Here is a 24,118-nt window from a genome sequence, read left to right on the forward strand (position 1 = left end):
TGCAGCTGTTGATTTTCCAAAAGAATACCCCCTAATATGAATAGAACATATATTGATAGATTATAAGCAAGGACTAATGAGGGAGACGGTTTAAAACTGCTGATTTACAAAAATGATGGCAGGGACATGATCCGGCCCCTACCATCCTTTTAAGGAACTAAGCCTTTACTTCTTCTTTCTCTAAATCTTTTGGTCCAAATGTTGCTGTTGGTGACCACCATAATGGCACTTTAATACTTTCTTCTGTAAGTTTTCCATTTCCGTTGGCAACATCACGGGCAATTTCATAACCTGCTTGGGCATGGCGGATAACCCCAATCCCTGAGTCAACAGTCATTGCTACTTCCAGTCTCATATCGGATTCTTCTGTACCATCTGCAATCATCGTTACGCCGGTATGAACTGCTTCACCCATGGAATAGTTTGCTTGAAGCGCAATTAAGTCACACATTCCAACCGCATTCAATAGACCATTCAATACTGGCCAGTCAGAGATTAAATCGCCGCCGTCCTTCATGTTTTCAGATTCAAATGTTGGGTTCACGATTGAACCGGAGTCAAGGTTGTCACGGGAGAAGGCAACTGGTCCGGCAAGTTCTCCTTTTCGAATCATATCATTTACCTTTAAAGCAAATTTCTTACGCTGTCCGAAGCCCATATAACAAATACGTGCCGGAAGTGCCTCGATTGGAATATGCTTCATAGCCAGTTTAATCCAGCGGGTTACTAGCAGGTCATCGCTAAACTCTTCAAGAATCATTTCATCGATTTTGCGTAAGTCTTCTGCGTCACCAGATAGACAAATCCAGCGGAAAGGTCCACGACCTTCACAGAATAATGGACGAATGTATTCTGCTACGAAGCCTGGTAGACGTTTTGCTTCTTTTTCATCCATACCGGCATCGATACACTCTTTTCGGATGCTTGTACCGTATTCAAAGGATTTCACCCCTAAATCTAGGAATTTAATCAATGCTTTCAATTCACGAGTCATTGTCGCGCGGGCTTTTTCAAGGTAAAGCTCGCGATTCGTATCGCGGAGATGATCTGCCTCTTCCACTGTATAGCCAGATGGTAAATAAGAAATTGGGTCATGAGCTGGTGTCATGGATGTTGTTATATCCGGCAAGAACCCTTTTTCCAATACTGCCTCAAATACATCAGCTGCATTTCCGACAACACCAATTCCCAGTGGCTTTCCAGCAGACGCATATTCTTTTGCTAATACTATGGCTTCATCCAATGAATCTACTAAAACATCAATGAATTGTTTTTCAATCCGGCGGTTAATAATTTCAACGTTAGAGTCGCAAAGGATGGCTACACCGCCGTGCATCGTCATTGCTCTCGTTTGGTTACCGCCCATACCGCCTGCACCTGCTGTTAGTAGGATTTTTCCAACAAGTGAATCGTTATAGTGTAGACGTGCAATCGCAGAAAGTGTTTCAAAAGTTCCTTGGATAACGCCTTGTGTACCGATATATTCCCAAGGTGCAGCCGTATAGTTTGCATACATTGTTAAGTTTTTATCTTGAAGATCATAGAATGTTGGCCAGTCCGCCTTCATAATATTTGTCGTTGCCATCACAACGGTTGGTGCATATTTATGGGTTTTGAATACGGCAACCGGCATACCAGATTGAACAACTAATGTTTCATCATCTTCAAGTTCTTTTAGGGATTTAACAATCGCGTGGTAGGATTCCCAGTTACGAGCTGCTTTACCGATACCGCCGTAGATTACTAACTCTTCAGGTTTCTCAGCATTCTCCATATTGTTTTCAAGCATTCTTAGGATTGATTCCTGTCTCCAGCCCTTACAACGAAGTTCTGGTCCTCTTTGTGCTTTGACTGAATATAAGATTTCTGGTTTTGTCATTACTAATTCCTCCTAATATGTAATTTGGTATACTCGTCTTTATATACTGCAAGTACCGTGCCAAGTTGGTTGAATTGGGGGAATTTTGTGTTTTTCCTTTAAAAAGGGCTGAAATCTTAGGAATCTATGTAAAAATCTATTCTCCATTCTGATTAAAAAATCTTGTATTCTATTCTTAACCGCAGGTGTTTTTTGCACAGCGAAACACTTCATTATTCGACAAATAGTTCGAATTGCGTAAACGGTTCCAATCAAATGCTGCAGATAAAATTTGCATGCAAATCTTTCCTAGTATGCTCTAATTGTTGGATTTGGTCCTCTCATTGTCGGATAGCATGTTCCCATTTATCGTTTTGAATGCCCCAATTGTCGGATAAACCGTTCCAATCGCCATAGAGCATTCTAGTCTAGAAAAAATAAATAGCGGGGTGGCCACAATTGACCACCCCACTTACACAACCTTACCTATAAATTTGGTTATTGCTTCAATGCATTTACATCTGGGTCTGACTTAAACCACTGTTGATAAATCTTTGCATATTCACCGTTTTCAAGCACTTTCGTAATCGCCTTGTCAAAGTCAGCTTTTAGCCCGCTGCCTTTTGGAAACATTAACCCATAAAATTCTTTTTCAAATGCTGTATCGTCTTTTATTACGACTAAGTTCTCATTCGGATTATTTTTAACGTATTCTTCGACAACTGTATTATCTGCGACAACGGCATCTGCCCCGCCGCTCTTCAATTCCATAATCGCTAGATTGTTACTTTTAAATTTCTTAAGATCGTGATTATTTTTTCCTATTAATGCTTCTACCGCTTCTTGACCGGTAGTTCCATTTTGAACGGCTACTTTTTTACCCTTTAAATCCGCAGCACTTTTAATTGGGCTGTCTTTTGGTACGAGAATTTCATTTGTAGATAAAAAGTATGGTGTTGAGAAATCATAGGTTTGTTTTCGTTCATCATTAATCGTAATGGCGGAAATACCAAAATCTGCAGTTTTTCCTTTTACTTCAACGAATAGTGGATCCCAGCCGGTATTTACCACATTAATGTCATATCCCGCTTCCTTCGCTACCATTTTGATAAAATCAAGGTCGAAGCCTTTGATTTGTCCTTTATCGAGAAATTCAAATGGAGCATATTCGGCATTGGTTACAACCTTTAGCGTTTTCTTTTCAGATTCCTTTACTTTCTCCCCGCTGTTGCTTGTCTGGCTTGTCCCACAGGCAGATAGAATAACCATTAAAACTAAAACCATAGATAAAGACTTTAATGCTTTCATAATTGACCCCCTAAGATTATTAAATTTATTTAACTGAAAATTCAGACTTTTTATAAACTAATTATTCCTGGATAGCCTTAAAAATGCGGTGAAAACTTGAAGTAAATCTCGGAGTAAATTGTGATTGATCATGGGGAATTTTTTCAATGGAGTTTTTAGAAAGGAGGCCCATCCTTAATCTCTATTTCATGGACGGCCTCCAGAATATTATTTAACTAATGAATTGTCTTTTAAGATAAATTGTGCAAGCTCTTCCATTTGATCCGAAATGGCACGGTCGCCTTCAAGCGGCGGGCAGATTTCACGGATTTTTTCTAAATAGGCTCTTGTTGCCGGGGCTAATTCTTTTTCTGCATTTTCTAAGTGAATCGCTTGTGAAGCACAAATCATTTCAATCGCGATGACTCTAGCGGAATTATGAATGATTTCTCGTGCTTGACGTGAAGCAATGGTTCCCATACTCACATGGTCCTCTTGGTTGGCCGATGTAGGAATCGAGTCAACGCTTGCAGGATGGGCAAGGACTTTATTTTCAGAAACAAGGGATGCTGCGGCATATTGTGCAACCATCAAACCGCATTCTAATCCTGGATCTGTTGCTAAGAATGGAGATAATCCGCTTAATTGCGGGTTAACAAGACGTTCTGTTCTACGCTCAGAAATATTCGCCCATTCTGCTGCAGCTACTTTTAGAAAGTCCATTGATAGTGCGATTGGCTGTCCATGGAAATGGCCTCCTGAAAGAATTTCACCGCTTTCAAGTACAATCGGATTATCTGTTGTAGCGTTCATTTCAACACTTAGGCGTTCATTGACATAATTAAATGCCTGCCAGGATGCACCGTGAACCTGTGGAATACAGCGAATCGAATAAGAATCCTGAATACGGATCTCTCCCTGGCGTGTTACCCGTTTACTGCCTTCAAGCCAGTTCCTCATCCGTGATGCCACAAATTCAAGTTCTGGGTGAGGTCTCACCGCTAAAAGCTCATTGTCAAAGGCAGAAATAATACCATTTAATGCTTCCATTGTTAGGCATGCTGCCATATCTGCGGCTAAACCAACACGTTCTGCTTCGTTTAGTGCAATTGTACCAACTGCTGACATTGCTTGTGTTCCATTGATAAGAGCCAACCCTTCCTTCGCTTCTAAAGAAACTGGTTTTAGACCAGCACGTTTTAAGGCTTCTCCGCCTGGCAGGATTTCGCCTTTGTATTCGGCTTTCCCTTCACCCACTAAACAAATAGCAATATGGGATAGGGGTGCGAGATCACCGCTTGCCCCAACGGAACCCTTACATGGCACAACCGGATGTACATCGTTATTAATCATATCAAGAAGCAGTTGCAGTGTTTCTTCTCTAATACCTGAGAAACCTTTTGATAATGAGTTAGCTCTTAACGTCATCATCGCTCTTACAACTGGAATTGGGAGTGGTTCACCAACTCCAACAGCATCAGCTCGCAATAAATTTAACTGTAATTTTGCATTATCTTCAGGATTAATTTCGATATCACTTAATTTTCCAAAACCAGTATTGACACCGTAAACTACTTTTCCGTCATTAATGGCCTTTTCGACTCGTTTTCGGCTTTCTCTTACCCGTTGCCAGTTTGCTTCTGGGATTGCAACTTTCGCTTCACCTTTAGCAACACTTTCCACTTTATAGCGGTCTAAAGAAAAACCGTCTAAGTCTACTAATTTTAACTCTACTAATTCTTTGCTGCTCATCGGTCCCATCTCCTATAATGTTCCGCCAAAATATTTCGACTTTATCCAATATTATAAATCAATTTCTCGACAAAATCCTCACTATACTACCATTCTCTAAAAATGTTAATCTGGGATGTTTTGCATTCCTTTAGGAATTTTTATGGTTCACATACCATTGTTCAATTAATGCTGCTGTTAATTTACCCGTATTAATAAGGTTTTCGATGCTGATACATTCCCTGAAAGAGTGAATATTTTGGAATCCTAATCCAAGTGTGATCGTGGTAAGCCCATTTTCATTTAACACATTTGTATCGGCCCCGCCCAAGGTTTCCGTTAAATACGGCTTAACGTTAATATTTTGCGCAGCCTCTAAGGTGTTTTTCACTAAAATATGGTCTTCCGGAATATCAAAGCCAAGATATTTTTTCTCGATGCGGACATCTACCTTTCCACCTTTTTTCTCGGCAGCCTGCTTCATGACTTCTTCCATATGTTTAAGTTGGGTATCTAATTTTTCTTTAGAAAAACTTCGTACTTCACCGGCAACCGTTACACTTCCCGGGATAATCGATGTCAGTTCCCCTCCTTTAATAATTCCAATATTTGCTAGCGTTTCTTCATCGATTGCACCGAGCTTCATGTTCGTTAATCCTTCGGCTGCAAGAATGAAAGCACTATTTCCTTCCTCAGCATTCAAGGCAATATGTGCTGCATTCCCTTTAACTTCCATCCAAATCCGGCTGCTATATGGCCCTTTTAAAATCGTTTGGCCAACATCACCGCTGCTGTCAAAAATATAGCCTAATTTACTTTTCGCCTTGCTATAGTCCATATAAGTTGCCCCAACAAGACCCGGTTGTTCATTTACAGTTAGAATGAATTCAATGGCGCCATGTGGCACACCGCTATCAATGATGGCGCGAATGGCTTCTAAATAAGCGGCTAACGCAGCTCTGTCGTCTGCGCCCAAAATTGTCGTACCATCAGAATAAATCACACCATCCTTAATGACTGGTTTCAAACCTTCAGTTGGTAAAACGGTATCCATATGAGTCGAGAAAAATAGAGGCGGAATCGACGAATCTGTACCTTCACGATACGCAATCAGGTTACCGACTTCACCATTAAAGTTTTTATGTGCTTCATCAAATTCCAGGGTAAAACCAAGCTCTGGAAGCACCTTTTTCAAATATTCCGCCACAAGGCTTTCTTTTCCGCTTGGAGCGTTAATTTTGGCAAGTTCTAAAAATAATTCTTGCAATCGTTCTGCATTTACATGTTCAGCAGCTTTCGATACTTGTGTTTTCATAAAAGTCCCTCCTAACGGCAAACGACAACCTTACCGTTTTTGATTACTGTTTCCACAATGTTTGTTCCAAGTTCATATGCAACATGTTTATAAGTTGGGACATCCCAAATTTGCAAATCGGCTATTTTTCCTTCCTGAATCGTACCCCTGTCATTAAGATCAAGCGCTTTTGCCCCACCATATGTTGCGGCTTTAATGGCTTCCTCTACGGAGAATTGATAGAGTCTGCATGCAAGGTTAATGACAAATTGCATGGATTGCGTATAACTAGCCGGGCAAAGATCCGTTGCCAGTGCCACCTGCATGCCTAAATCCAGCATTTTTCGTGCATCAAATGGTCTTTTATGGCTTACCGCAAAATCAAGGGATGGCATTAACACTCCTGTAACGTTTGCTTCCGCAAGCTTTTCCATCACTGCAACTGGTGTATAATTCAAATGGTCGACTGAAACCATTTTCATCTCAGCAGCCAAATCCGTACCGCCAATATAGGAATAAGCATCCGCATGAATTTTGGGCTTCATCCCATATTTCAGTCCAGCTTTTAGGATTTTCTCTGATTCCTCTGCTGTAAAATAACCGTCATCACACCAGACATCACAAAATTCAGCGAGACCACGTTCTCCTACCCGCGGAATCATTTCATTAATGATTACATCCAGGTATTCTTCCTTTGTTAAATCTTCAGGGAATCCGTGAGCACCTAAAAAAGTGTTTAACACATCAAGCGGTGTTTCTTCGTGCAGCCTTCTACTAACTTCTAAAATTTTGATTTCACTCTCAGTTGTCAAACCATAGCCACTTTTGCTTTCCACTGTTGTGATTCCATAATTGAGCATCGTCATCAGCCGTTTTTTTGATTGTTCAAACAATTCTTCTGAAGGTCTGTTCCTTGTTAATTCAACGGTCCGATTCGGCCCCATTGAAATTCCTAGTTCTTCTAATCTCTCAGGAGTGTATCCTGCCACCTTAGCTGCATATTCCTCTACCCTTGTACCGTAAAATACTAAATGGGTGTGAGAATCAATAAATCCTGGAGCAACGACTTTCCCCTTTGCGTCAATTACATCAGATCCTTCTAGTTCAAAGCTTTCTTTGATTTCCGCTTCCGTTCCGACACCGGCAATTTTCCCATCCTTGACGGCAACCCAGGCATTTTCCAAGACACCGATTTCACTCATGCCTTCTCCTGCACAGGTAATGACTTCAGCAGCATTTGAAATCCATAAATCTACTTTTATCTTCACTTTTGTATCAGACATTTTAAAACCCCCCCCAACATTTTCTGTCATTTCGTGGTTAGTAATTGCTATGTAGACTCTTAAAATAACAAAAGAATAGTAGAGACCTGCAAGATGACGATCTCTACTATCTAGTTTTATTTCATTTATTAAGCCTTTACATCTTCTTTTTCTAAATCTTTCGGACCAAATGTTGCTTTTGGTGACCACCATAATGGTACTTTAATGCTTTCATCTGTAAGCTTTCCTTTACCGTTGGCAACATCACGGGCAGTTTCATAGCCTGCCTGTGCGTGGCGGATAACCCCGATTCCGGAGTCAACTGTCATGGCTACTTCAAGTCTCATATCAGATTCTGCAGTTCCGTCTGCGATCATCGTTACACCGGTATGAACGGCTTCACCCATAGAGTAGTTCGCTTGAAGGGCAATCAAATCACACATACCCACTGCGTTTAATAGACCGTTCAATACTGGCCAGTCGGAGATTAAATCGCCGCCGTCTTTCATGTTTTCAGATTCAAATGTAGGGTTAACGATCGAACCAGAGTCAAGGTTGTCACGGGAGAAGGCAACTGGTCCTGCAAGTTCACCATTTCGAATCATGTCATTTACTTTTAAAGCGAATTTCTTACGTTGACCAAAGCCCATGTAACAAATACGTGCTGGTAACGCTTCGATTGGAATATGTTTCATTGCCAGTTTAATCCAGCGGGTTACCAATAAATCGTCGCTGAACTCTTCAAGAATCATTTCATCGATTTTACGTAAATCTTCTGCTTCACCGGATAAACATACCCAACGGAATGGTCCACGGCCTTCACAGAATAATGGGCGAATGTATTCTGCAACAAAGCCTGGAAGACGTTTTGCTTCTTTTTCATCCATACCGGCATCGATACACTCTTTACGGATACTTGTACCGTATTCAAAGGACTTAACGCCTAGGTCTAAAAATTTAATAAGAGCTTCTAACTCACGTACCATGGTTGTGCGGGCTTCTTCTAAATAAAGCTCCCGGTTTGTATCACGTAGTTCCTCTGCTTCTGCAACTGTGTATCCAGATGGCAAATACGAAATCGGGTCATGCGCAGGTGTCATGGATGTAGAAATGTCTGGTAACCATCCTGATTGAAGTACCTGCTCAAAAATATCTGCAGCATTACCGACAACACCAATTCCTAGTGGCTTTCCAGCAGCCGCGTATTCCTTAGCCATTACAATTGCTTCATCCAATGAATCTACTAAAACATCAATAAATTTCTTTTCAATCCGGCGATTAATGATTTCTACGTTAGAGTCACAAAGGATGGCCACACCACCGTGCATCGTCATTGCCCTTGTTTGGTTACCGCCCATACCACCTGCACCTGCTGTTAGTAGGATTTTTCCAACAAGTGAATCGTTATAGTGTAGACGTGCAATCGCAGAAAGTGTTTCAAAAGTTCCTTGGATAACGCCTTGCGTTCCGATATATTCCCATGGTGCAGCCGTATAGTTTGCATACATCGTTAAGTTTTTGTCTTGAAGATCGTAGAATGTTGGCCAATCGGCTTTCATAATATTTGTTGTTGCCATTACAACGGTCGGAGCATATTTATGAGTTTTAAAGATTGCAACCGGCATTCCAGATTGCACAACCAATGTTTCATCGTCTTCAAGTTCTTTTAATGATTTGACGATAGCATGGTAGGATTCCCAGTTACGAGCCGCTTTACCGATACCGCCATAAATGACTAATTCCTCCGGTTTTTCAGCATTTTCCATATTATTTTCAAGCATTCTTAGGATTGATTCCTGTCTCCAGCCCTTACAACGGAGCTCAGGTCCTCTTTGCGCTTTAACGGAATATAAGATTTCTGGTTTCGACATAAATAATTCCTCCTAGATTAAATGTTGTTCTTGCTTTTATATATTGCAAGTACCGTGCCAAGTTGGTTGAATTAGGTTAATATTTTGTGAATTTTATTTAAAAACGCTCTATTACACTAAAAATTCAGTTTAGCTTTTGCGATACATTGGTTAGAAAAATGTATTTCATTCATATAAACCGCAGATGTTTTTTGCACATTATCGGCTAGGATAATATAAAACATGTATAGTCCTTGTAAACGGTTCTATTCTCTGGTCTGCAGATGAAATTTGCATGCAGATTTAACTTTGCTTGCCTTATGGATTTTTCATGTATTCAAGTAGTTCTGTCAAAGTTTTCACAGAAACTCCTGCTTCTTGATTACCCTAGATATGCTTTTTTAACTACATCTTTTTCACGTAGATTTTTGGCCGTATCCTGTAAATGAATTTCTCCATTCTCCAAGATATATCCACGGTCCGCTACCGATAGGGCCATTGATGCATTCTGTTCAATTAAAAGAATCGTTAATCCTTCTTGCTTAATTTTATTTACCGTTGAAAAAATACTTTTTACGACAATAGGCGCCAAGCCCATCGAAGGTTCATCTAATATAAGCAGCTTTGGCTTAGCCATTAGTGCGCGGCCGATGGCCAACATTTGCTGTTCCCCGCCGCTCAATGTACCAGCCATTTGCTGGCGCCTCTCTTCCAAACGGGGAAATAATTCATAAATCTTCTCAATTTCCTGATGCAATTCTTTTTTTGATACCTTTCTCGCATACGCTCCCATAATTAGGTTATTAACCACCGATAACTTTGGAAAAATCCGCCTGCCCTCCGGTACCATAATAATTCCTTCTTTTACGACTTTGTGTGGAGCCATCCCATTAATCTCTTTCCCCTCATATTGAATCGAACCTTTTGAAGAAATGACACCGGAAAGCGCATTAACGGTGGTTGTTTTCCCAGCTCCATTTGCCCCAATTAGGGCCACTGCCTCTCCTTTTTGTACCTCCAGGGAAAGATTTCTTACAGCGTGGATGCTTCCGTAGGACACATTGAGATTATGAATTTGCAGCATATTCGTTCTCCCTTTCCACATCTTCTTTACCGATATATGCCTCGATTACCTCAGGATTTGTTATAATCACTTCCGGTACGTCATCGGCAATTTTTTCACCGTGATCAAAAACGGCAATTTGATCACAAAGACCCATGACCCAGCCAACATTATGTTCAATCAAGATAACCGTTGTACCATTTTCTCTAATTTTAAAAATAAGCTTGCCAATTTCGTCTGTTTCTTCATCGTTCATTCCTGCTGTCGGCTCATCGAGAAGGAGCAGTTTTGGCTTCGAAACCAATGCACGTGCTATTTCGACCCTCCGCTGATTTCCATAAGAAAGACTGTTAGCGAGCTCATTTTCAAATCCTTTTAAACCAACAAGCTCTAAAATTTTTCGGCTATCTTCCCTAACGATCTCTTCTTCATTTTTTGCAGAACGTAAGCCCAAAATGGCAGACCAGAGTCCTGAATGCGTCTTTCCAAACATCCCGACCATAACATTTTCGAGGACAGTTTCCTCTTTTAACAAACGGATATTCTGAAAAGTGCGGGAAATTCCTAATTTCGCAATTCGAAATGGCTTTAATCCTTGAACCGGTTGATTTTCAAAAAGAATTTTCCCTTCATTTGGTTTATAGATCCCTGTTAACATGTTAAAAAATGTTGTTTTCCCTGCACCATTCGGACCGATTAGTCCAAAAATTTCTCCTTGCTTTACCTGAAGACTTACATCGCTTACTGCAACTAAACCACCGAATCGTTTAGTGATTCCTTCTATCTTAAGCAACATGTTCACCGCCCTTTGCTGATTTCCTTTTACGAAGAGATTTGACTAATACCTTTTTCGCACCTTGTTTACCAAAAATTCCATTTGGACGGTAACGCATCATTACAACCATCAGCAAGCCATAGAGCATCATTTTATACATATCGAGATATTTCATATCGATAAAAGTGAATTGGAATAGGCGGAACAACTCAGGTAATAAATAAAGTACACTTACACCAAATAATGTGCCACGAATACTGCCTAGGCCACCGATTACCACCATGCTCAAGATTGTCGCGGAAATCGAAAAACCGAAAGAGTCCGAGCTAATGTAAGTAACTTTATGAGCAAAGAAAGCACCTGCCGCACCGGCATATGCGCCGCCGATTGCAAACACCAATACCTTGTAATAGGTGGTGTTGATTCCCATTGATTGGGCGACAACATCATCTTCACGAATAACCATCCAGGCTCGCCCGATTCGGGACTGAGTCATTTTCCTGACTACATAGATCCCTATCAGCATGACAATCAAAAGAAGTACCAAATAACTCACATTCTCAAGCTTCATCCCAAACAGAGAGAGAGTAGGTATCATATCAATCCCGAAAGCCCCACCGGTAATGCTGGCATTTTTAAAAAAGGACTGGATAATTAAACCCATTCCCAGTGTGGTGATTGCAAGAAAATCTTCACGGACCCTGAGAGATGGTAATCCTAAAATTGCGCTAATAATAAAAGTAATTACAATGGCAAAGAGAATCGCTAGCCACGGATTTAAATCAGCTTTCGTAGACAGGATTGCTGAGGAATAGGCACCAATTCCAAAAAAGGCAGCGTGTCCAAGTGATACTTGACCTGCGTAACCGGTAATCAAATTCAGTCCTAAACCAAGTACGATATAGATAATTAAGAAAACAATAATGTCAACATAATAAGGATTAAATATTGCATCCATCACCCTCACCTACACTTTCTCGACTTTTTTCCCAAACAATCCGGACGGTTTAATTAATAGGATAAAAATTAAAATAACAAAGGCTATCGCATCTTTATCAATCACCATTCCAGACAAATATCCATCGCTCATCGTTTCTACCAGGCCAAGGATTAATCCACCGATAATCGTGCCGCCGATGGATCCTAATCCTCCAAGTACCACAACACAAAATGCTTTTAGACCAGGAATCGAGCCCATGCTTGGAAATAAAGAATTGTAATTTAAAGCAACTAATACACCGGCAGCTGCTGCAAGAGCAGACCCAAGCATAAACGTCACCGAAACAACACGATTGGAATTTACCCCCATTAAAGATGCTGCGCGCATATCCTGTGCTACTGCTTGAATTGCTAAGCCCATTTTCGTAAATTTTAAGAAGGCGAATAGAAGTCCGAGTCCAATGACACCGGCTAGGATTATATAAAATTTATAATTCGTAAGCGAGACTGATTGACTGAGATGATAGATGGTATTGGTTGTCCCTGTTTCTGGAAACGGCTGTGTATCGGAAGAAAAAATAACTTGAAATAAATTCTCGAGAAAGATCGCTACACCTACACCGCTAATTAATGTTGTAATTGGGTGCCCACCTCTAAGTGGACGATAAGCGAAGCGTTCAATTGCCATCCCGAGGATTGCGGAAACGACCATCGCAAAAATTAAAGCGACCAAAAACGGTAAATGAAGATACATAATTCCAATCATGGCAGCAAAGGCGCCGACCATATAAATAACGCCATGTGCAAAATGCAATAGTTTCAGTACTCCATACACCATCGTCAAGCCAACAGAGACAAGGATATAGACAAAACCTATTGCAAACCCGTTTACAAGCTGTTGTGCTAACATTTTTACCTCATTCCTTTCGATTTTTCTTATATCAAAAGCAAAGAGGAGACCCAAGGCCTCCTCATCCCGCTCAAGTCCAAATGAACCTTAGTAATTCAAAGATTTTACGTATTGGAATTTTCCATCCTTCACTGTCATAAAGATGACCGGTTTTACTACTTCATGTTGGGCATCAAAAGAAATTTTCCCTGAAGTTCCTTCAAAATCTTTTGTTTCGTTAATTGCTTTAGCTAATTTTTCTCGATCTGTTCCAGCCTTTTTCATGGCTTCTAATATAACTTCCGTTGCATCAAAGCTTTGGGATGAGAGCATATCTGGTTCACTATCTTTATATTTGTCATGCCATGCCTTAACAAAGTTTTGAACTGCCTCCCTTGTATCTGTTGCAAAGAACGAGGTAGTAAAGGTTGCACCTTGTGTATTTTCCTTACCCAATTCCAGGAATTTAGGTGAATCAAAACCATCTACTCCTAAAAACTGTGCATTAATCCCTAATTCCTTCGATTGTGTAACGATTCCTGCTGCCTCATTATAGTAGCCAACAACATATAAAGCATCTGGTTTCGACTCTTTCACAGCAGTTAAAACAGAGCTAAAATCTTTATCCCCCATTTTAAATGGTTTCTCAATCACGATATTAGCTCCAAGTTTTTTGGCTTCGGTTTTAAAGGCATTATAGATGGAGATTCCATAATCAATATCTACATACATAACGGCAATGTTTTTCTTTTTCAGATCATTAACCGCATAATCAGCCATTGCCTTTCCTTGAACATCTGCCGTGTAAATGACACGATTTACATAATGGCCGCCTTTTGTGATATCTGGATGAACTGCATAGGCCACAACCATCGGAACCTTAGCAGATTGAATCTTTGGTGTAACCGTTTTCATCGGACCGCTGTAACCACCGCCAACGATTCCCGAAACCTTATCACTATTTATCAGCTTCTGTACGGCTTTTAATGCTTCCTCCGGTTTTCCTTGATCATCTTCCGCAACAAGCTCGACCTTTTTACCATCCACACCGCCATCTTTGTTAAATTGTTCAATGGCAAGTTGTGCGGCATTCCGGCTAAGTGTACCATCTGTTGATGTCGGACCTGTCAAAGGACCTACCCAGCCGATTTTAATTGCATCCTTACTTGATGTGGTACCCGACGATTGATTGCTTGCACAGCCTGTTACCAACAATGAGATCACTAACAAACCGGAAAGAATAAAACTGCGTTTTTTCACTGCACACCACTCACTTTCTTTTAAAAATAAAATCTAGTAAAATTCCTCATTCTATTTATTGCAAGAAATATGCCATAGTCCTGCCATCTTCTTTACTTTTTCAGAAAAGTGTGAAATTATAGAGGTTGAAATTTTTTTTAATAACCTTTACTTTTAAAAAATAGTTTAAAAAAACGCAGATATTTTTTGCAATAACCTAATAAAGCACTAAAGTAATTAAGTTTCCATTCTTGTAAAATCAAACTTTCTATTATGCAGATGTTTTTTGCATGCAGACTGTTTTAACTTTTCCTTATAAATAATATATTCTGAAATGGGTGTGTATAAAGGAGGGCTTTTTAATGAATCCAGCATCAATCAGTTCACTGATTAGAAGTTTTGTAGATGGAGTTATTGTTTTAGACGATCATAATGAAATTTTATTTTATGATGTGAAAGATGACCTTCAATTGAATCTCACGGTTGGGATGGATATCTTTCTTTTTCTGCCATGTAACCAGGAACCTTTAGAAGAGAATCAAATCTTTCAAGTGACCATAAACGAAAAGAAGCTGGCAATAGAGGTTAAAAAATTCTCAAGTAACGCGGAATATTTGATTTTATGTATAAAAGATACAACTAATCTTTTAACCAATCAGGAAGCTAGGGTATACTGCCTTGAAAAAATTATAGAATCTCTGAACGAAGGCGTAATGATGAGTGATAGGGATGGGAAGATTGTGCTCTATAACAATGCGCAGGAAAAGTTAGAAGGTTTGGACAGCAGAGAAATTCTTGGAAAACATCTTTGGGAGGCCTATAATTATAACCCGCAGTATTCAGAGCATAAACATACTTTTAAAACTGGTAAACCTATATTCTCCCGGTATCGAGCACACTCCACGGTTAATGGAGTACCTAAATATGTAAATTATAGTACGTACCCAATCCAACAAGACGGGGAAACGGTCGCTGTATTTTCGATTAGTACAAATGAATCCCATCTTAAAAATCAGCTCCATCAAACGATTGAAATGAGAAGGCAAATTGTCAATTCCGACGCCAATGATCGGCCCAATAAAAATGGAACAACTTTTGCCTTTAATGATATTAAGGGCAAGAGTATGGCGCTGAAAAACTTAATTCAGGAAGCGGAGAACATTGCAGTCCATAATACCGATGTGTTAATCGTTGGGGAAACAGGAACTGGTAAAGAACTATTTGCACAAAGTTTGCATAATCACAGTCCAAGAGCGGAAAGTCCCTTTGTTGCGATAAACTGTGCTGCTATCCCGGAAACGCTATTAGAAAGTACATTATTTGGAACCGTCAAGGGAGCCTTTACAGGAGCATCAAACCAAATTGGACTTTTTGAATATGCCAAAAACGGCACACTTTTTCTAGATGAAATTAACTCGATGCCCATGACCCTACAATCTAAATTAATTCGTGTTCTTCAGGAGCGATTAGTTCGCAGGGTTGGGTCCAATGAGGTAACACCTGTAGAATGCACGGTAATTAGTGCCTCCAACGAAGATCCGGAAAAATTAATCGACGACGGCAGGATGCGTCTTGATTTGTTTTACAGGCTTGCACACACAAGTCTCTTTATTACTCCACTGCGCGAGCGAACAGAAGATATTCACTTTTTCATTCAGTTTTTCATTGAAAAATATAAGAGGAAATTTAATAAAGAGGTACCTCATCTCTCAAATGCATTGCATTCGATGTTGCTTCAATATCATTGGCCCGGTAACACAAGGGAATTGGAGCATTTAATCGAAAATTTAATCATACGAGCCAATGAAAATGATGAGGAGATTGGAACCGACCACCTTCCAGCCTATATGAAGAAAAAAATATTAACAGCACCTTCGATAAAAGTAGAAAAGCAAAAAGAGTTAAAAAAGAATCCTTTTAAATCGATTTTTTCGAACTCACAGGAACACTACATCCAAAAGACACTGGACGAAGTGGATTGGAATATCTCTAAAGCAGCCAAAACACTTGGAATCACGAGACAAAGCTTACAATATCATATTAAAAAACATGGGCTCGTAAAGCCTAACGGTAATTAAAAAATAAGTGCCAAGCATATGTGAAAACTTCACATGGTGCCTGGCATTTTTTTAGATTATTTATTTTTAGCTACTACTTGAAATAATTCTTCCCTATCTATCATGCTCCCGCTAAATTCGTGCGTTAATTCCCCATTAGGGTTAAAAATAAACGTTTTATTGTCATGCATGACAACATTACCATGTTTTTTAAAATGCTCACCGAGGGTATTGGCTACTTTATTGATTTCACTCATTTTTCCAGTCAACATTTTAAAATAGGTCATGTCAAAGTTCATTTCTTTTGCATGTTCTTTCATCGCTTGTGGAGTGTCATTTTCTGGGTCAACAGAGACGGATACGAGCAGAATTTTGTCTGTATCTATCCCCCTTGTTTTAAGGTCTTCTTGTAAATGGTGAAAATTCGCCAATAATACTGGGCAAGCAGTAGGATCTGCACATTTGACATACGTAAAGGTCAATACCACAGTTTTCCCTAAAAAGTCCTTTTTTGTGATTTGGTTTCCGTTTTGGTCTTTTAGATTAAAATCTGGCAGGGAGACCTGTTTTGTTACCCTATGGACATTTTCCTTTGTAGCAGCCTCGACTGAAAATTCCTTTTCCTCTTCAACAGATTTTCCGTTTCTCTCCACTTTTATGGTGGCAATCCAATCCCCATTCATGGCTAAATTACTTAGGCCAATATACTTCCCGTCCTCGGCTTCCTCAACCGTTACAGGGATTGTTCCATGGTCCATGGTTTTCATATTTAATTCTGCCGTAACATGAGCTCCCTTGACCGGACTTCCCTTTTGATCTGTAATTTTAATTTGCATCGGAAAGATCTTTCCCTCCGTAAAGGTATTAGGTGTTGAAAGCTTAACTTGAAAGTCTTTTGTTCCCCCGCAACCTGCGATGATGATTACCAACAGACTTATCATATAGAACATTACTATTTTCATGAGACCAGACCTTTCAAAAACTATTTTCCCTTTTTATTCTACATTGATTTTTAACCTCAAGATTTTATTAATCATGACAAAATTACGAACTTGGACTTTGGTTATAGGCTGAGAAAGTGGAAAGTATTATTACAAAAGGGGAAAATAAATAGACTAAAGCGGGGAGTATTTTGATAAAACTAGAAAATAACTTCATCAACCTGGAAAATATCCGTTATTATAACTTCCAAAAAAAGAAGACCGGAAAATTCCAGCCTCCACAATTCAACTCAACAACTTTTCAACTTCCTGATAGATTTGATCCGCCTTAGCTAATCCAACTCTCTCAATTTCAAAAAGTTCATTTTCAATCTTATTTTTCAGCTCCTGATCCTTCATGATTTTCGTATTAATCAATACATTGAGCTTTGCCCCTTGAAGTGCCGCCTTACAAAATGCAACCCCCACACCGACATCACTAATAGCAATCCTAGTACCTTTTTTTGCATATTCTTCATGTAATAAGATTGCTTCTAAGCAGTTTTTTGCAATCTCAAGCGGTATCCTTGATGCTTCAATAAGAGCTTCCTGCAAAACGGACTCCTTATAGTTCTTTTCCTCTTCTGTTGCTGTAGGTAAGCCATAGGCCTGTGACAACGGGTAAAATACTTCGGCATCCTTCTGAACTAAAGCTTTCAGTTGACCAATTATCACTTCTGATTTATTCAAAAGTTCGATGATATCCTCTTCAACATCCTTATATTTCTTTTTCCCAATGGTAAGGTTTCCGACCATACTCCCCAATGCCATTCCAAGTGCTCCTACATATGCTGAAGCACCGCCTCCACCCGGCACGGGTGATTTTGATGAAAGCTCCTCGATAAAATCATTGCAGCTTTTTTCTAACAAAGGAATTCCCCCTATATGTAAAAATCTCCAAAAGAAGGCAGAATAAAAGAGTCTGCTTCTACGTTTAATTTATTTAAATACCAGTTAATCTTTCACATGCCTGCACCACATGATCCAACAAAATTGTCGTCGTGATAATTCCGACTCCCCCTGTTGCCGGCGTAATCGCTTTGACTTTTTCCAAAACGGAATCAAAATCGACATCCCCGCAAATTTTTCCAGTGCCATCATCGTTAACACCTACATCGACAACAATCGAATTTTCACTAAAATATTCTCCGGTCATAAACTTAGCTTTACCAATGGCCGCAACGACAATATCTGCCTTAGATGTGAGAGACGGCATCTCTTTTGTCCTCGAATGACAGATTGACACTGTAGCATTTTCTTCTAAGAAAAGCATGGCAAGCGGCTTACCGACAACAAGACTTCTGCCTGCTACAACAACATTTGCTCCATTTAGAGGAATATCATAATATTTCAATATTTCCATCACTGCTTTTGATGTGCATGGTGCGAACCCAGTGGAATTGCCTTCAAAGACCTTTTCAAGGTTTACTGGGGACATGCCATCAATATCTTTGATAGGGTCAATTAAATTACGAATGATATTCAAATCCAGGTGATCCGGAAGAGGTCTGAAAATCATGATTCCATGAATAGAAGGATTGTTATTGGCCTCCACGAAAACCTTTTTAAGTTGATCCATTGATATCGAAGAAGGAAGTTGTTTAACTGTTCCCTTAATTCCTAGAAGTTCACAATTCTTTAAAATACTTTTTTCATAGAAAATATCATCCTCACGTTCTCCAAGTCGAATCAATAAAAGCGTGGGAAAAATATGGTTCTTTCTTAATTCACCAACACGTGATTTAATATGTTCCCTTAAAAACTGAACGACTGGCTTTCCATTAAGTCTTATACCCATTAAAACTCCTCCATTTAAGAAAGACCAATAATCTCTCCATCTTCTGTAATATCCATTCCATTCGCCGCCGGAGTCTTTGGGAGACCTGGCATTGTCATAATGTCGCCGGTCAGTGCCACAATAAATCCGGCACCTGCAGAAACCTTCACCTCTCTGACTGTTAAAGTAAATCCGGTTGGCGCACCTAATAGTCCCGGGTTGTCAGAGAATGAATACTGTGTTTTTGCCATACAAATTGGCATCTTATCTAGACCAAGAGCTGCGATTTCATCAATCTGTTTTTTAGCAGCAGAAGTGAATTCCACTCTTCCGGCACGGTAGATTTCTGTTGCAACCGTAGTGATTTTTTCCTCGATGGTTCCATCAACATCATAAAGGGGGGCATAATGTGCTTCTTTAGTTTCACAAATTTCTACTACTTTATGGGCTAATTCAATTCCGCCTTCGCCGCCCTTTGTAAAGACTTCAGCTAGAACAACTTCTACACCCTTTGTGGCACATTTTTCTCGTAACAGCTCAATCTCTGCATCTGTATCTGTTGGGAATTTATTGATCGCAACAACTGCAGGAACACCAAATTTCTCAACATTTTCAAGATGTCTTTCGAGATTCGCAATTCCTGCTTCAAGTCCAGGAAGGTTTTCAAAGCCAAGTTCATTCTTAGGAACACCGCCGTTCATCTTAAGCGCACGAATGGTCGCAACAATCACGGCAGCATCCGGTTTTAGACCGGCAAATCTACACTTAATATCAAAAAATTTCTCCGCACCAAGATCGGCTCCAAATCCGGCTTCGGTTACGACATATTCCGCTAGTTTTAAAGCAATGGTTGTCGCCATAACCGAGTTACATCCATGGGCTATATTTGCGAAAGGTCCCCCATGGATGAACGCAGGAGTATTTTCAAGGGTTTGCACTAGGTTGGGCATAATAGCATCTTTCAATAATAACGCCATTGCTCCGGTTGCTTGTAATTCTCCCGCAGTAATAGCCTTTCCATCAGTGGCATAGGCTACGACCATTTTGGAAAGTCGTTCTTTCAGGTCTGATAAACTGGTTGATAAACATAGTATAGCCATTATTTCTGATGCTACCGTAATATCAAAGCCGCTTTGTCTAACAAAGCCGTCTGCTTTACCGCCAAGACCGATAATGATATTTCTGAGAGCCCGGTCATTCATGTCGAGAACCCTTTTCCAAACTATTCTCTTTGGATCGATGTTAAGCGCGTTTCCTTGATGTATATGGTTATCTAACAGTGCTGCCAGTAAATTATGTGCAGAAGTAATCGCATGGAAATCTCCGGTAAAGTGCAGATTAATGTCATCCATTGGCACGACTTGGGCATAGCCCCCGCCTGCTGCACCGCCTTTTATGCCGAAGCATGGTCCGAGCGATGGTTCTCTTAATGCGGTGATTGTTTTCTTCCCAATCTTATTTAATGCCATTGAAAGTCCAACATTTATCGTCGTTTTTCCCTCTCCGGCTGGGGTTGGATTAATGGCTGTAACAAGTATAAGCTTGCCATTTGGTTTGTTCTCTAGTCTCTTTAAGACTTCTAATGAAACCTTCGCTTTATATCTTCCGTATGGTTCTAATTCGTGTTCATGAATTCCAAGGTAATCTGCAATCTCATGAATCTTCTTCATTTGTGCTTCCTGAGCAATCTGAACATCTGTCTTCAAAACAATCTCTCCCTTGAAGTTAGTAACATGAATGAATCTGAAACTCTTTGAATCCGGTTACATTCAAATTTTAACATTGGTGAATACTTTATACATTGTAAAATAACCCACAAAAAATGAACACTTTTTGAATTTATAAAAAATAAATAATTGTTATCCAATAGCAAATCTCTTTCTCTTATCCATGGAAATGGTTTTCATTCCCTTGATGAAAACCAAATCTCTTCCTCTTATCTATGAAAATGGTCTTCATCCCCTTGATGAATAACCAAATCTCTTCCTCACATCTATGAAAATGGTCTTCATTCCATCGATGAAGACCAAATCTCTTCCTCTCATCCATGAAAATGGTCTTCATTCCTTCGATGAAAACCAAATCTCTTCCTCTTATCCTTGAAAATGGTCTTCATTCCCTCGATGAAAACCAAATCTCTTCCTCACATCTATGAAAATGGTCTTCATTCCCTCGATGAAAACCAAATCTCTTCCTCACATCTATGAAAATGGTCTTCATTCCCTTGATGATAACCAAATCTCTTCCTCTTATCCATGAAAATGGTCTTCATTCCTTCGATGAAAACCAAATCTCTTCCTCACATCTATGAAAATGGTCTTCATTCCTTCGATGAAAACCAAATCTCTTCCTCACATCTATGAAAATGGTCTTCATCCCCTCGATGAAAACCAAATCTCTTCCTGCTATCCATGGAAATGGTCTTCATTCCCTTGATGAAAACCAAATCTCTTCCTCACATCTATGAAAATGGTCTTCATTCCTTCGATGAAAACCAAATCTCTTCCTCTTATCCTTGAAAATGGTCTTCATTCCCTCGATGAAAACCAAATCTCTTCCTCACATCTATGAAAATGGTCTTCATTCCCTCAATGAAGACTAAATCTCTTTCATAGCTCAAAAAAATTGTCCTTCATCATTCGATGAAGACCAAATCTCTTCCTCTTATCCATGGAAATGGTCTTCAGTCCCTTGATGATAACCAAATCTCTTCCTCACATCTATGAAAATGGTCTTCATTCCCTTGATGAAGACTAAATCTCTTTCATAGCTCAAAAAAATTGTCCTTCATCATTCGATGATAACCAAATCTCTTCCTCACATCCATGAAAATGGTCTTCATCCCCTCGATGATAACCAAATCTCTTCCTCACATCTATGAAAATGGTCTTCAGTCCCTTGATGAAAACCAAATCTCTTCCTCACATCTATGAAAATGGTCTTCATCCCCTCGATGAAAACCAAATCTCTTCCTCTTATCCATGAAAATGGTCTTCATTCCCTTGATGATAATCAAATCTCTTCCTCACATCTATGAAAATGGTCTTCATTCCTTCGATGAAGACCAAATCTCTTCCTGCTATCCATGGAAATGGTCTTCATTCCCTTGATGATAACCAAATCTCTTCCTCTTATCCATGAAAATGGTCTTTATTCCCTTGATGATAACCAAATCTCTTCCTCACATCTATGAAAATGGTCTTCATTCCCTCAATGAAGACTAAATCTCTTTCATAGCTCAAAAAAATTGTCCTTCATCATTCGATGAAGACCATATCTCTTCCTCACATCTATGAAAATGGTCTTCATCCCCTCAATGAAGACTAAATCTCTTTAATAGCTCAAAAAAATTGTCCTTCATCATTCGATGAAGGACAGTCTTCAACCCCAAAAAAGCCTTTTACACCCATTTCTTCTGGAATGCGGCAATATTTTCATACTCTTCCTGCAAAATCCGTGATAGACGGATATAAATTGGCGTTAAATCTTCATAAATCGATACATTCTCGCTATTTGGTGTATGATGGTAGGTCGCGCCGACCATTTCCGAAACTGCATTTAATGAATCAATTTCGCCCATACTGTAAAGCCCCAAAATTGCTGCCCCTAAACAAGAGCTTTCAAAGCTCTCCGGAATCGATACATCCTGGTTAAAGATATCAGCCATCATCTGCCGCCATAGCTCAGATCTGGCGAACCCCCCGGTAGCCTGAATCTTTTTCGGCTCTCCCATTAATTCCGACAACGCCAAAAGAACGGTATAAAGGTTAAAAATGACTCCTTCAAGCACGGCGCGGATTAAATGTTCTTTTTTATGATGCATACCAAGGCCAAAAAATGATCCTCTGGCATTTGAGTTCCACAATGGTGCTCTTTCCCCAGCTAAATAGGGATGAAATAATAATCCATCAGCACCAGGCGTTACCCGGTCGGCAATTTCTGTCAACACCTCATAGGGGTCTTTTCCCAAACGTTTCGCTGTCGCAACCTCCGCATCACCCAGCTGATCGCGAGCCCAGCGGAAAATCATTCCGCCATTATTGACAGGGCCGCCAATGACCCAATGATTTTCTGTTAAGGCATAGCAAAAAATTCTTCCCTTAGGGTCAGTCATCGGCCGATCCGTTACAGCCCGAATAGCTCCACTTGTGCCAATTGTCACCGCAACGACTCCTGGCTCAATGGCATCGACTCCTAGATTCGATAACGGTCCATCCCCGGCGCCAACAACGAATGGTGTCGTCGGAAGCAGGTTCATCTCTTTGGCGTATCCCGCGTTCATCCCATTTAATTGATAGGTAGTCGGGACAGGCTCCGAAAGTTTATCCGCTGTTACCCCTGCAACATTAAGCGCTTCCGCGTCCCATGTTAATGTATAGATATTAAACAAGCCTGTTCCAGACGCAATGGAGTAATCGATAACATATTTTCCAAACAGCTTATATAAAATATATTCTTTAATAGAAATAAATTTTGAACTCTTGGTAAAAAGCTCAGTATAGTCATTACGCAGCCAAACTAACTTCGCTAATGGGGTCATTGGATGAAGCGGTGTTCCCGTACGAAGATAAATTTCGTGTCCATTCATTTCTGTTTTAATTTTTTCGACCCAGTCAGAGCTTCGATTATCAGCCCAAGTTATACATTCTGTTAATGGCTTTCCTTCCTGGTCAACTGCAATTAAACTATGCATGGCAGAACTAAAGGAAACACAGAGAATATTCGCCGGGTCAATATGACTTTTCTGCATGATATTTTTGACTGTATTGATAACGGCCTGAAATATTTCTTCCGGATCCTGTACAGCCGTTTCAGGTGTTGGAGAAAATAAGGGATATTCAATTCCATGATTTGCGATAACTGTTCCATCTACGGCATAAAGAACAGATTTTGCACTTGTTGTTCCGATATCTACTCCGATTACATATTTTGAATTCATTCTATTTTCCTCCTAGAAAATCTTTGTTGCAAAAAAGAATATATTTTTCACTAATCTATATTTTTTTTACATCTTATGAAATTTTTTTTCATACAATTTAATTATACGAAAAAAATTTCACCTAGCAAACGGTTTCATGAAAAAATTTTTTTCATTCATCAATTATGCTATACTCAGA

General features: G+C 39.8%; 18 protein-coding genes. 1 reads left to right on the forward strand and 17 read right to left on the reverse strand.

Features of this window, described 5'->3' with window-relative positions:
• Nucleotides 1-157: 157 nt before the first annotated feature.
• The 11 genes from hutU (E2K98_RS00495) to E2K98_RS00545 form a co-directional block, all read right to left on the reverse strand.
• Entirely contained in the window at nt 158-1,879 is a 1,722-nt protein-coding gene (gene hutU, locus E2K98_RS00495) for a urocanate hydratase (RefSeq protein WP_133332385.1), read from the reverse strand.
• A 477-nt stretch (nt 1,880-2,356) separates the two neighbouring features.
• Nucleotides 2,357-3,166: a basic amino acid ABC transporter substrate-binding protein gene (locus tag E2K98_RS00500; RefSeq protein ID WP_133332386.1), complete on the reverse strand. Its 810-nt coding sequence runs from the start codon at nt 3,164-3,166 to the stop codon at nt 2,357-2,359.
• Nucleotides 3,167-3,373: 207 nt separating this feature from the next.
• The gene (hutH, locus tag E2K98_RS00505; RefSeq protein ID WP_133332387.1) at nt 3,374-4,897 is read right to left on the reverse strand and encodes a histidine ammonia-lyase; all 1,524 of its coding nucleotides are present in this window, start codon (nt 4,895-4,897) and stop codon (nt 3,374-3,376) included.
• Between the two features lie 130 nt (nt 4,898-5,027).
• Complete coding sequence (locus E2K98_RS00510) at nt 5,028-6,191, reverse strand: M20/M25/M40 family metallo-hydrolase (protein ID WP_133332388.1); 1,164 nt, start codon at nt 6,189-6,191, stop codon at nt 5,028-5,030.
• An 11-nt stretch (nt 6,192-6,202) separates the two neighbouring features.
• Nucleotides 6,203-7,453 carry an imidazolonepropionase gene (hutI, locus tag E2K98_RS00515; protein WP_165976138.1) on the reverse strand — a complete coding sequence of 417 codons (1,251 nt, stop codon included), beginning with the start codon at nt 7,451-7,453 and terminating at the stop codon, nt 6,203-6,205.
• Between the two features lie 128 nt (nt 7,454-7,581).
• Nucleotides 7,582-9,303 (reverse strand): urocanate hydratase, encoded by a 1,722-nt coding sequence (hutU, locus tag E2K98_RS00520; protein ID WP_133332389.1) that lies wholly within the window; start codon nt 9,301-9,303, stop codon nt 7,582-7,584.
• 361 nt (nt 9,304-9,664) lie between these two features.
• The gene (locus E2K98_RS00525) at nt 9,665-10,366 is read right to left on the reverse strand and encodes an ABC transporter ATP-binding protein (RefSeq protein ID WP_133332390.1); all 702 of its coding nucleotides are present in this window, start codon (nt 10,364-10,366) and stop codon (nt 9,665-9,667) included.
• Nucleotides 10,350-11,141 carry an ABC transporter ATP-binding protein gene (locus E2K98_RS00530; RefSeq protein ID WP_165976139.1) on the reverse strand — a complete coding sequence of 264 codons (792 nt, stop codon included), beginning with the start codon at nt 11,139-11,141 and terminating at the stop codon, nt 10,350-10,352. Before E2K98_RS00530 ends, E2K98_RS00525 begins: the two co-directional genes overlap by 17 nt.
• The gene (locus E2K98_RS00535; RefSeq protein WP_133332391.1) at nt 11,131-12,078 is read right to left on the reverse strand and encodes a branched-chain amino acid ABC transporter permease; all 948 of its coding nucleotides are present in this window, start codon (nt 12,076-12,078) and stop codon (nt 11,131-11,133) included. Before E2K98_RS00535 ends, E2K98_RS00530 begins: the two co-directional genes overlap by 11 nt.
• Before the next feature lie 9 nt (nt 12,079-12,087).
• Complete coding sequence (locus E2K98_RS00540; RefSeq protein WP_026574941.1) at nt 12,088-12,969, reverse strand: branched-chain amino acid ABC transporter permease; 882 nt, start codon at nt 12,967-12,969, stop codon at nt 12,088-12,090.
• Nucleotides 12,970-13,056: 87 nt separating this feature from the next.
• Nucleotides 13,057-14,208 (reverse strand): ABC transporter substrate-binding protein, encoded by a 1,152-nt coding sequence (locus E2K98_RS00545; RefSeq protein ID WP_133332392.1) that lies wholly within the window; start codon nt 14,206-14,208, stop codon nt 13,057-13,059.
• Between the two features lie 341 nt (nt 14,209-14,549).
• Between E2K98_RS00545 and E2K98_RS00550 the strand changes: the two genes are divergently transcribed.
• The gene (locus E2K98_RS00550; RefSeq protein ID WP_133332393.1) at nt 14,550-16,265 is read left to right on the forward strand and encodes a sigma-54 interaction domain-containing protein; all 1,716 of its coding nucleotides are present in this window, start codon (nt 14,550-14,552) and stop codon (nt 16,263-16,265) included.
• Nucleotides 16,266-16,321: 56 nt separating this feature from the next.
• Here E2K98_RS00550 and E2K98_RS00555 read toward each other — a convergent pair whose 3' ends face one another.
• From E2K98_RS00555 to gntK, 6 genes are all read right to left on the reverse strand, one after another.
• Complete coding sequence (locus tag E2K98_RS00555; RefSeq protein WP_133332394.1) at nt 16,322-17,206, reverse strand: FixH family protein; 885 nt, start codon at nt 17,204-17,206, stop codon at nt 16,322-16,324.
• 264 nt (nt 17,207-17,470) lie between these two features.
• A complete protein-coding gene (locus E2K98_RS00560) occupies nt 17,471-18,094 on the reverse strand; it encodes a cyclodeaminase/cyclohydrolase family protein (protein ID WP_133332395.1) in 624 nt (207 codons plus the stop codon).
• A 73-nt stretch (nt 18,095-18,167) separates the two neighbouring features.
• Nucleotides 18,168-19,022, reverse strand: a complete 855-nt coding sequence (locus tag E2K98_RS00565) for a bifunctional 5,10-methylenetetrahydrofolate dehydrogenase/5,10-methenyltetrahydrofolate cyclohydrolase (RefSeq protein ID WP_133332396.1) — start codon at nt 19,020-19,022, stop codon at nt 18,168-18,170.
• 14 nt (nt 19,023-19,036) lie between these two features.
• Nucleotides 19,037-20,707, reverse strand: coding sequence for a formate--tetrahydrofolate ligase (locus E2K98_RS00570; RefSeq protein ID WP_133332397.1), 1,671 nt, complete (start codon nt 20,705-20,707; stop codon nt 19,037-19,039).
• Between the two features lie 178 nt (nt 20,708-20,885).
• On the reverse strand, nt 20,886-21,083 hold the full coding sequence (locus E2K98_RS00575) for a hypothetical protein (protein ID WP_133332398.1): 198 nt from the start codon (nt 21,081-21,083) through the stop codon (nt 20,886-20,888).
• Between the two features lie 1,318 nt (nt 21,084-22,401).
• Nucleotides 22,402-23,940, reverse strand: a complete 1,539-nt coding sequence (gene gntK, locus E2K98_RS00580; RefSeq protein WP_133332399.1) for a gluconokinase — start codon at nt 23,938-23,940, stop codon at nt 22,402-22,404.
• Nucleotides 23,941-24,118 lie beyond the last annotated feature (178 nt).

Source organism: Bacillus salipaludis (assembly GCF_004358205.1).